The organism is Pseudomonas edaphica (assembly GCF_005863185.1).
Classification (GTDB): Bacteria; Pseudomonadota; Gammaproteobacteria; order Pseudomonadales; family Pseudomonadaceae; genus Aquipseudomonas; species Aquipseudomonas edaphica.
Genome location: NZ_VBVZ01000187.1, coordinates 1 through 10,227 on the forward strand (window position 1 = coordinate 1; position 10,227 = coordinate 10,227).

Annotated in this window: 11 protein-coding genes; 7 read left to right on the forward strand and 4 right to left on the reverse strand. The window is 62.4% G+C overall.

Going from position 1 to position 10,227, the window contains the following annotated elements; all coding sequences use genetic code 11:
* Nucleotides 1-986 (reverse strand): MFS transporter (locus FEM54_RS14500; RefSeq protein ID WP_138451555.1); only part of this gene is annotated, 986 nt, incomplete at its 3' end.
* Nucleotides 987-1,127: 141 nt separating this feature from the next.
* On the opposite strand from FEM54_RS14500, the gene FEM54_RS14505 reads away from it, so the two are divergent.
* Nucleotides 1,128-1,721 carry a TetR/AcrR family transcriptional regulator gene (locus FEM54_RS14505; protein WP_138451557.1) on the forward strand — a complete coding sequence of 198 codons (594 nt, stop codon included), beginning with the start codon at nt 1,128-1,130 and terminating at the stop codon, nt 1,719-1,721.
* Here FEM54_RS14505 and FEM54_RS14510 read toward each other — a convergent pair.
* The 3 genes from FEM54_RS14510 to FEM54_RS14520 form a co-directional block, all read right to left on the reverse strand.
* Entirely contained in the window at nt 1,705-3,060 is a 1,356-nt protein-coding gene (locus FEM54_RS14510; RefSeq protein WP_138451560.1) for an MATE family efflux transporter, read from the reverse strand. The two genes, FEM54_RS14505 and FEM54_RS14510, sit on opposite strands and share 17 nt — an antisense overlap.
* A gap of 25 nt (nt 3,061-3,085) precedes the next feature.
* Entirely contained in the window at nt 3,086-3,658 is a 573-nt protein-coding gene (locus FEM54_RS14515) for a DUF2239 family protein (RefSeq protein ID WP_099549280.1), read from the reverse strand.
* 248 nt (nt 3,659-3,906) lie between these two features.
* A complete protein-coding gene (locus FEM54_RS14520; protein WP_017139599.1) occupies nt 3,907-4,737 on the reverse strand; it encodes an IclR family transcriptional regulator in 831 nt (276 codons plus the stop codon).
* A gap of 242 nt (nt 4,738-4,979) precedes the next feature.
* On the opposite strand from FEM54_RS14520, the gene FEM54_RS14525 reads away from it, so the two are divergent.
* The 6 genes from FEM54_RS14525 to FEM54_RS14550 form a co-directional block, all read left to right on the forward strand.
* Nucleotides 4,980-6,008 (forward strand): ABC transporter ATP-binding protein, encoded by a 1,029-nt coding sequence (locus FEM54_RS14525; protein WP_017139600.1) that lies wholly within the window; start codon nt 4,980-4,982, stop codon nt 6,006-6,008.
* Nucleotides 6,005-6,850, forward strand: a complete 846-nt coding sequence (locus FEM54_RS14530; RefSeq protein WP_099549279.1) for an ABC transporter permease — start codon at nt 6,005-6,007, stop codon at nt 6,848-6,850. The genes FEM54_RS14525 and FEM54_RS14530 overlap by 4 nt, the downstream gene beginning before the upstream one ends.
* Before the next feature lie 4 nt (nt 6,851-6,854).
* A complete protein-coding gene (locus tag FEM54_RS14535; protein ID WP_017139602.1) occupies nt 6,855-7,649 on the forward strand; it encodes an ABC transporter permease in 795 nt (264 codons plus the stop codon).
* Nucleotides 7,649-7,939 carry a (2Fe-2S)-binding protein gene (locus FEM54_RS14540; RefSeq protein WP_138451562.1) on the forward strand — a complete coding sequence of 97 codons (291 nt, stop codon included), beginning with the start codon at nt 7,649-7,651 and terminating at the stop codon, nt 7,937-7,939. Before FEM54_RS14535 ends, FEM54_RS14540 begins: the two co-directional genes overlap by 1 nt.
* A complete protein-coding gene (locus tag FEM54_RS14545; RefSeq protein ID WP_138451564.1) occupies nt 7,936-9,279 on the forward strand; it encodes an FAD/NAD(P)-dependent oxidoreductase in 1,344 nt (447 codons plus the stop codon). Before FEM54_RS14540 ends, FEM54_RS14545 begins: the two co-directional genes overlap by 4 nt.
* The coding region (locus FEM54_RS14550) for an NAD(P)/FAD-dependent oxidoreductase (protein ID WP_138451566.1) at nt 9,276-10,227 on the forward strand (952 nt) is incomplete at its 3' end. The genes FEM54_RS14545 and FEM54_RS14550, both read left to right, overlap by 4 nt.

Consider the following 10,227-nt stretch of genomic DNA (forward strand, 5'->3'; position numbering starts at 1 on the left):
CGCACCACCTGCTCCACCAGGGCCATGGAGACGATCAACGTTGGGGCAAAGAACAGCCCGGAGATAAAAATCGCCGCCGCCAGACCGGGAATATCAGTCACCAACAATAAAGGTAACGTGGTCAATGCCGTGGCCACGCCACAAAACAGGAACTGCCGAGGCAACGGCGCCTTGAGCTTGAGCATGCCAAAGGCCAAGCCCGCCAGGCACGAGCCGATGGCATACACCGACAGCACGATACTGGCCGCCGCCGGTTGGCCCTGGTGTTGGGCAAAGGCTACGCTGACCACGTCCACCACACCCACGATCACGCCCATGGCGAGCAGCAGGATCATCAGGATCAATACCGACGGTGAGGCGATCAACCAGCGGCCGTGGTGGTCTTGTTGCGCGTGCACCGGCGGTTCTGTCGCGCGCTGCAGCACAAACGTGGTGACGCCAACCGCCAACAGCACCGCTGCCACCAATGGACCCGCTTCCGGGAACAGCACCACGCACAGCCCCACAGAAATCGGCGGGCCAATAATAAAACACACCTCATCAAGCACTGACTCCAGAGCAAACGCGGTTTGCAGCCTGGGCTGGCCGCGGTACAGCTCGGTCCAGCGCGCCCGTACCATGGCCGACATGTTCGGCATGCAACCAGCCAGTGCGGCGAACACAAACAGCGTCCAGGCTGGCGCCTGCAAGCGTGTGCACAGCAACAGCAGCAACAACGCTCCGCCGCCGATCAGCGCCGCAACCGGCAGCACCCGACCTTGGCCATAGCGGTCCACCAGGCGGGACACCTGCGGCGCGCAGAATGCCGTCGCCAAGGCAAACACCGCCGCCACCGAGCCTGCCAGGCCATAACCGCCATGCACTTGCGAGAGCATGGTGATCAGGCCGATACCGGTCATCGAAATCGGCATGCGCGCAAGCATGCCCGCCAGTACAAACGCCCGGCTGCCTGGGGCCTGGAACAACTCGGCGTAGGGATTTGCCATCCTGCTTAACCTCTTCCTCAACTCTTGAAACTTGCGATTTGCAGGTATCAAGGCAAAATACATACGGTGCGTATGTGACAAATCATGCGTAACATACGCACCGTATGTCAATCACTCACTGAGCTAATGCGAGCCTTACCCATGAGCCGAGTCCGTACCGAAATGATCGACGCCACCCGTGCCCGGCTGATCGCCAGCGCTCGCCAAGCCTTCGCTACCCAAGGCTACGCCAACACTTCGATGGATGATTTTACCGCGCGCGCCGGCCTCACACGCGGTGCGTTGTACCATCACTTCGGCGACAAGAAAGGTTTATTGGCGGCGGTGGTCGCCGAGATCGACGCGGAGATGGACGCGCGCCTGCAAGGCATCAGCGACCAGGCGCAGGAGCCCTGGAGCGGCTTTTGTGAGCGCTGCCGCGCCTATTTGCGCATGGCCCAGGATGGCGAGATCCAACGCATCGTGTTGCAGGATGCGCCTGCCGTACTCGGTGATACCGGCTCCCAGCAACAATGCGTGGAATCCCTGCGCCAGTTGCTAGAGGCGATGATGCAGGCCGGTGTCATCCAGCAAGCCCCCAGCGTCGCGCTGGCCCAGTTGATCAATGGCAGCCTGGTCAACACGGCCCTGTGGATCGCCCGTGACGAACACCCACACGTGCGTCTGCAAGAAGGTTTGCAGGGCCTGGAGCTGTTACTGCAAGGCCTGAAGCAACCTGTCACACCAGCCGTTTGATCTGCTTGTGGCGCCACACCAAGCGGTAATAGGCGGTCTGCAACACCAGCATCGCCAGGTAGGTCACCGGAAACGCCATCCACACGCCTTCCAGGCCGAAGTGCGCGTTGAACAGATACGCCATTGGCAACTCGACACACAGCACACAGAAGATCGAAATCGCCACCGGCATCAACACCACGCCGCTGGCGCGCATGATCCCGCCGATCACCGCCTGGAACCCGAACACCAGGATGCTCCACAGCATGATATGCAGCAGGTGCTCGGCATTGAGCCGCGCCGCGTCGTCCGTGATGAACAAACCCAGCAACCAGTGGGACAACAAGTAACCCAACAGGATCAAGCCACCGGTGAGACACAGATTGATCACAAGCCCGGTGCGCAGGATCGGCCCGATACGCTCCAGGCGCCCGGCACCAATCGCCTGGGCACCGAGGATCGAGGCCGTGATCGCAATCGACAGCGCCGGGAACTGCACATAGTTGACGATCTGCGTCACCGCGCCATAGGCCGCCGTAGCTTGTGAGCCGTGACCGTTGACCAGCGCCAGAATCACCAGCTCCGACAGCGACAACACCACCATCTGCAAGCCGGTTGGCAAGCCGATGCGCAGGACCTTGCCGAGGATGGCCCGGTCCAGGCGCAAGGCCGCGAGCAGTTCACGGTCCGGCGCCATCACATGGTTTTTATGCCGCAGGCGCAAAATCAGAAACAGCATGGCCGCCGCGTTGCCCACCAAGCCTGCATACACCGCACTCTGAATCCCCATGGGTGGCAGGCCGATCCAGCCACGGATCAGCGCCGGGGTCAGCAGCAGGCCGACCAGGGTCGAGACCATCAACGCCAGCAACGGCGAAACCGTATCGCTCACTCCCCGTAACAGCTGGGTGTAGAGGATAAACACCAGCAACAGCGGCATGATCAACATCATAATCTGGGCATAACCCACTGCGTCGTCGAGCACATCGATTGGCGTACCCACCGCCTGCAACGCCGGGCGCGCGAACAGGCTGCCCAGCACTGCCGCGATCAAGCCCACCAGCGCGCCAAGTGTCAGGGTGGCGCCGGTAATCACCTTGACCATCGCAGTTTCCTGGGCGCCCCAGGCTTGCCCTATCAACACTGAAGCGCCCGCCCCCAGGCCGATCACCAACGCAATAAAGAAAAATACGATGGGGAACATCCCCGACACCGCCGCCAGCGCCTGGGTGCCGAGCATCTGCCCGACATAGATGCCGTTGAGGGTGCCGGAAAAGCTTTGCAGGAAGTTGGACAGCACCATGGGTGCCAAAAACATCAGGTAGATCTGCCACAACGGCCGCTTTGGGGTGACGTCCATGCTGGTTTGAATCCTTGAATTATTGTTATGCGGTAAAGGCATTGCGTGATAGCCAGGCCAGGTACGTCTGCACGTCTACCGGCCAATGCGCGATCTTATGGGAAAAGTCAGCACCATCATGGGCAAACAGCGCCCGTGACGCGTCTTCAAACCCTGGCAGGTCACCGCCGAGGGCGCTCATGAAACGATAGCTGGCTTCTTTAGCCTGGCGCATTTGATCATGGGCTGCGTGAACAGTGCGCGCTTCATCCACCAACCGGCGTAACGCTGCCGACGCGCCGCCACGTTGTTGGCCCAGCCATTCCCAGTGGCGCGGCAGCAGAGTGACTTCCCGCGCAACCACGCCCAGCTTGGGACGCCCGACCGAAGGCGTCGCGGGAGGGGCTTCATCGACTTGGGCCGGTGCCGCTTGGACAGGCGCATAATCCGCAGGCCACGGATAATCGACCTGGGTGCCGGTGGCATCGTCGAAGACCAGGAAACTGCCGGTGGGCAGGTCAAGGCCCGCCAGCGCTTCGGCCACCTGGGAATAGGCGCCGGCTGCCACGCGTTGGTGACGGACAAAGGCAGTGCAGACTGCTGTATTTTGAATAGGCATTGATTATTACCCGGGCGATATTTATTTTACCCGGATTATATTAACTGTATTTCAATAATCCGCAAACCGATGCGGTAAAAACCGTCGGCGCGGCCACACACTTGTCGCGTTAGCTGCAACCTGAACCTGTGGGAGCTGGCTTGCCTGCGATTGCGATTTGGCAGCTTGCATCTTCGGCGACTGGTTTACCGCCATCGCAGGCAAGCCAGCTCTCACACAAAAGCGGATCTTCATTGCGTTGAGATGAGCTAGCCACCAAAGGTCTGCGACGGCCGACGCAACGTCGGATCAAACGGGTTGATCCGTGGCCCGATCGCCGCCGCTTCGCGCTTGAGCAACTCCACCACCATCGGCAACCGGCTCGGCCCCAAGCGGTCACTGATGGTCGCCACACTCAGCGCCGCCACCGCGTGCCCGTCGCGATTCAGAATCGGCACCGCCAACCCGGCCATGCCTTCGAGCACGCCGGTGTTACGCGCCGCATAACCCAGACGCCGCACATTCTCGACCTCGGAGCGCAACAACACCTCGTCATACAGGTGAAAATCCTTGAGGCGTGGCAGGTTGTAGCGAATCACCGTCTCACGCTCCTCCTCCGGCAAGAACGCCAGAATCGCCAGGCTGCCCTGCCCCACGCCGAGCGCCACGCGCCCGCCGATATCGCCAGTGAAGGTGCGAATCGGATACGGCCCTTCGCTGCGGTCCAGGCAGATCGCATCAAAGCCGCTGCGCGCCAGCAAAAACAGCGAATCGCCCAATGAAGCACTCAGGCGCAACATGCTCGGGCGCACCAGATCGCGCAAATTACCAGTCTTACCCGCGTTGGCCGCCAGGGCGAAGAACTCCAGGCTCAGGCGATAGCGCTTACTGCGCGCATCCTGCTCAACCATGCCCTCCTCCATCAGGCTGCGTAGCAGCCGGTGCGTGGTGGGTTGCGACAGCCCGACTTGCTGCGCGAGCTGAGTCACGCGCTCACCGCCTTCGGGCACTTCGCCCAACGTGCGCAATAACGCAAACAGCCGAGAGACGCTCCCAGCGCCGACTTCCTTACCGTTTTCATTCCGTTCAGTGGAATTCATAACACTTAATCTCGGTATACATTCTGGTGAATGAATAAAATTGAAAATAATAGTCCGTTCAGTGAAATTCCATCTTCCGCCCATCCTAGTCTTCGTCCTAATCTGCGTCCACAGGGGCGAAATGAACAACAACGAGCAGCCGACGTGAGATCGAGCGCCAACGCACCCGCAACACTCTTTTCGCATCTGCCCAAAACAAAAAAGCGCGTTTCGACGCGTCTCAAATAAGGTGGAACGCAGACATGGCTTTTCTCCAACTCAACGCCTTGAGCAAACGCTACGGCGCCGTCGACGCTGTGGTCGCCACCGACCTTGCGGTGGAAAAAGGCGAGTTCGTTTCCCTGCTCGGCCCTTCGGGCTGCGGCAAAACCACCACGCTGCAAATGATCGCCGGTTTTGTGGACGTGAGCGGCGGGCAGATCCTGCTCGACGGCCGCGACATCACCCACGCCAAACCCGCCAGCCGTGGCTTGGGCGTGGTATTCCAGAGCTATGCGTTGTTCCCGCACATGAGCGTGCGTGACAACGTGGCCTTCGGCCTGAAGATGCGCAAAGTGCCGGCCGCCGAAATCGCCAGCAAAGTCAAAACCGTGTTGGAACTGGTGCGCCTGGCCCCGCACGCCGAGCGCTACCCGCGTGAATTGTCCGGCGGCCAGCGCCAACGTGTGGCCCTGGCGCGTGCGCTGGTGATCGAGCCGCCCGTGCTGCTGCTCGATGAGCCACTGTCCAACCTCGATGCCAACCTGCGCGAAGAAATGCAGTTTGAAATCCGCCGCATCCAGTGCGCCGTGGGCATCACCACCTTGATGGTCACCCACGATCAGGCCGAAGCGCTGTCGATCAGCGACCGCGTGGTGGTGATGCAGGCCGGGCGCGTGACCCAGATCGACGCGCCCTACAAGCTCTACGAACACCCACGTACGCGGTTTATCTCGGACTTTGTCGGCAAGGCCAACCTGCTGGCCGGTGACTATGACGAATTCGGCACTGCGCAAGTGCGTCTTGTCGGCGGCAAAGGCGAACTGGTCCTGAGCCTGCGCCCGGAAAAAATCCAGCTGGTGGATGCCGGCGCAGGCCGCCTGCAGGGCAAGGTACTCGACAGTTATTTCTTCGGCAGCCAATGGCTCTACCGCATCCAAACGTCTCTGGGCGAAATTACCGTGGTACGCAGCAATGACGGCAGCGCGCCGCTCGGCTGCGGCGCGCCGGTGGGCCTGGACTGGCACGCCGAATTGCTGCGTGTGCTGGCGGCCGATGAGGTGCGCGCATGAGCCGCGGTTATCTGTTATCGCTGCCGGCGCTGCTGCTGTTCAGCGGCCTGCTGATCCTGCCGCTGCTCATGACCCTGGTGCTGTCGTTCAACGTGTTCGACTACCAGGTGGGCGTGAAGGCTGGTGAGTGGACCTTTGCCCACTACCTGTCGCTGTTCAGCGATGCGTACTTCTACGAGATCTTCTGGCGCACCTTCTGGATCAGCGCCCTGGTGACCCTGCTGTGCGTGGTGATCGGCGTACCCGAAGCCTACATCCTCAGCCGTATGGGCACGCCGTGGCGCTCAATCTTTTTGATTTTGATCCTCACGCCGCTGCTGATTTCGGTGGTGGTGCGCGCCTTCGGCTGGAGCTTGTTGCTCGGCGCCGATGGGCTGGTCAACCAAGTCATCCAATTCCTCGGCGGGCGCCCGGTGAAGCTGCTGTACACGCCGTTCGCCGTGGTGATCGCCTTGGTGCACGTGATGCTGCCGTTCATGATCATCCCGGTATGGACCTCGCTGCAAAAGCTCGACCCGTCGGCGGAACAGGCGGCGTTGTCGCTGGGCGCAAGCCAGGCCACGGTGATGCGCAAGATCGTATTGCCGCAAGTGATGCCGGGCGTGCTGTCCGGCACCTTGATCGTGTTCGGCTTGGCCGCCAGTTCGTTTGCGATCCCCGGCCTGCTCGGCGGACGCCGCCTGAAAATGGTCGCCACCGTGGTGTACGACCAGTACCTCTCGGAACTCAACTGGCCCATGGGCGCGACCATTGCGGTGGTGCTGCTGTTGGTCAATTTGCTGATCATGCTGAGCTGGAACCGCATGGTCGAAGGCCGCTACAAAAAGTCCCTGGGGGTTTAAGCGCATGTCCAGAAACGGTCCTTTGGCCCTCGGTTTTCATGGTGTGGTGGTGCTGTTCATGATGGCGCCGCTGGTGGTGGTGTGCCTGGTGGCCTTCACCCCGGAAAACACCTTGAGCCTGCCCACCTCGGGCTTTTCGCTGCGCTGGTTTCGCGCGGTGTTCGAGCGTGCCGACTTTATCCAGGCGTTCTACAACAGCCTGATCCTGGCGTTTACCGCCGCCACATTGGCCACGTTGATTGCAGTGCCCGCCGCCTTGGCGATCAGCCGCTATCAGTTCCCGGGGCGCAACTTTTTCAGTGCGTTGTTCCTCTCGCCTATCATCATTCCGCACCTGGTGCTGGGCGTGGCGATGCTGCGCCTGTTTGCGCTGATGGGCGTCAATGGCAGCTTCACCTGGCTGATGCTGGCGCACGTGGTGATCATCACGCCGTATGTGCTGCGCCTGGTGCTGGCGGCGGCCATCGGGATTGATCGCAGTGCCGAGCAAGCCGCCGAATCGCTGGGTGCCGGGCGCTTCACGCTGTTCCGTCAAATCACCTTACCGATGATTCTGCCGGGCGTGGCCGGCGGCTGGTTGCTGGCGTTCATCAACAGTTTCGATGAAGTGACGCTGTCTATTTTTGTCAGCTCGCCAGCCACGCAAACCCTGCCGGTGCGCATGTACGTGTACGCCACCGAGTCCATCGACCCGATGATGGCGGCGGTCTCGGCGCTGGTCATTGCACTCACCGCAGCCACCATGATCCTGCTCGACCGGGTGTATGGCCTGGACCGCGTACTGGTGGGGAAACATTGATGGCCTTGTTCAAACGCTTGGCCGAAACCCGGCGCCCTGCCCTGGCCTTCACCCTCGACGGGCAACCGGCCACCGGTTTGCTGGGCGACACGTTGCTCACCGCCATATTGACCTGCGCCGAGCACCTGCGCGGCAGCGATTTCAGCGCCGAACGCCGCGCCGGTTTCTGCCTGATGGGCGCGTGCCAGGACTGCTGGGTGCGGCTGGCGGCTGGGCGCCGTGTGCGGGCTTGCTCGACGCTGCTGCAAGAGGGCCAGGCGATCAGCCGCGATCCGGGGCGTCAGGCATGAAACCGATCGTGATTGTCGGCGCAGGCCCGGCGGGCATCAGCGCGGCGCGCACCTTACTCGACCATGGCGTCAAGCCTTGCCTGGTGGATGAAAGCCTGCGCGGCGGCGGGCAGATTTACCGGCGCCAACCGGCTAATTTTCAGCGCTCGGCCAAGCAACTGTATGGCTTTGAGGCGGGCAAGGCTACGGCCGTACACCGCACACTGGATGAGTTGGCGCCGCTGATCGACTACCGGCCCGAAACCCTGGTGTGGAATGCCGAGGACGGTCGCCTGGATATGTTGACTAACGGCTACGCCGAAAGCGTGGAGTACGCGCAGATTATCGTCGCCACCGGCGCCACCGACCGCATTCTGCCGGTGCCCGGCTGGACCTTGCCTGGTGTCTACAGCCTTGGCGCTGCGCAAATCGCGTTGAAATACCAGGGCTGCGCCATCGGAGAACGCGTGGCGTTGTGTGGCAGCGGGCCGTTGCTGTATCTGGTCGCGTACCAATACGCCAAGGCCGGGGCCAAGGTGGTGGCGGTGCTCGACAGCGCGCCGTTCAGTGCCCAGTGCCGTGCTTTGCCGGCGCTGCTGGGGCAACCGGCGACCCTGGCCAAAGGCATTTATTACCGTGCCTGGCTCACTGCCCATGGGGTTCCCGTGTATCAGGGCGCGACGCTCCAGCAAATCGACGGCGAGCAACGGGTGCGTGGCATCCGCTGGGATAAGCACGTAGTGGAATGCGATGCCGTGGCGTTCGCCCATGCGCTGCGCAGCGAGACGCAACTGGCGGATTTGCTCGGCTGTGAGTTTGCCTGGAACCCTTTGAATCGCGCCTGGCTGCCACAACGCGACAGTGCCGGGCGCAGCAGCGTCAGCGGCGTGTACCTGGCGGGCGACGGTGCCGGGATCATGGGCGCCGATGCCGCGCAGATGGCCGGTGAACGGGCGGCGTTGGCGGTACTGGAAGATTCAGGCGTCGCCATCGATCCGCTTCGCCCAGCGCTGCTTGAGCAGCAACTGGCGGGTATCCAGCGCTTTCGCCATGGGCTGGAAACTGCGTTCCCTTTCCCCGAGCAATGGGCTGCACAGGCGCCGGATGAGTTAATCCTGTGCCGCTGCGAAGAAGTCAGCGTCGGCGACGTGCGCGCCGTCGTCGATGAAGGTCACTGGGAAATCAACCGGGTCAAAGCCCACTGCCGGGTCGGCATGGGCCGCTGCCAGGGCCGCATGTGTGGCCTGGCGGCAGCAGAGATTGTGGCCGAGCGCAGCGGTCGCGCCATACACGACGTTGGCCGCCTGCGCGGTCAGGCGCCGATCAAGCCGCTGCCGTTTGGTGTGCAGGTGCAGCCATGATCGACGTGATCGTGTTGGGTGGCGGCATCGTCGGCGCCTCGGCGGCGTTGATGCTCGCGCAAAAAGGCCAGCGTGTAGCCCTGGTGGAACGGGACTTTTGCGGCTCGCACTCCAGCGGCGTGAATTACGGCGGGGTGCGCCGCCAGGGCCGCCCCTTGCATCAACTGCCACTGTCACAACGCGCCCATGAACTGTGGGCCGACCTGCCGGGGTTGATCGGCATCGACGGCGAGTACGTGCGCTCCGGGCATTTGAAACTGGCGCGCAGCCATGCGGATTTCGCCGCGCTGCAAGCCTATGCCGAACAGACCCGTGGCTTTGGCCTGGGCTTGCAGTTGTTGGATTACACCGAACTGCGCGCTCGCTTCCCTTGGGTCGGGGATATCGCGGTGGGCGCCTCGCTGTGCCCTGAAGACGGGCATGCCAACCCGCGCCTGGTGTCGCCCGCTTTCGCTCGTGCGGCGCAGCGCCTTGGCGCGGCGGTGCACGAGCAGGCCGAAGTGACTCAGATCGAACATGACGGCCAGTACTTCCAGGTGCGCTGCGCCAATGGCCTGCACCTACACGCGCCGTGGTTGCTGAACTGCGCGGGGGCCTGGGCCGGTACGGTTGCCGCGCAATTTGGCGAGCCGGTGCCGATTACCTCGGCACACCCGGCGATGCTGGTGACCGAGCCGCTGCCAGTGGTGATGAACGTGAGCACCGGCGTTGAAGGCGGCGGGATTTATGCACGGCAGGTCGCCCGTGGCAATTGCATCCTCGGCGGCGGCCGTGGTTTTGCCCTTGGCCCGCTGACGGCGCGCCCTGGGCAAGCGGCAGTTTTGGAGATTCTGCGCAATGCCGGCGAACTGTACCCGTTTCTCAAGGGTGCCCAGGCGATTCGTACCTGGAGCGGCACCGAAGGTTACTTACCCGATCATGAACCGGTGATCGGCCCCAGCAGCACCC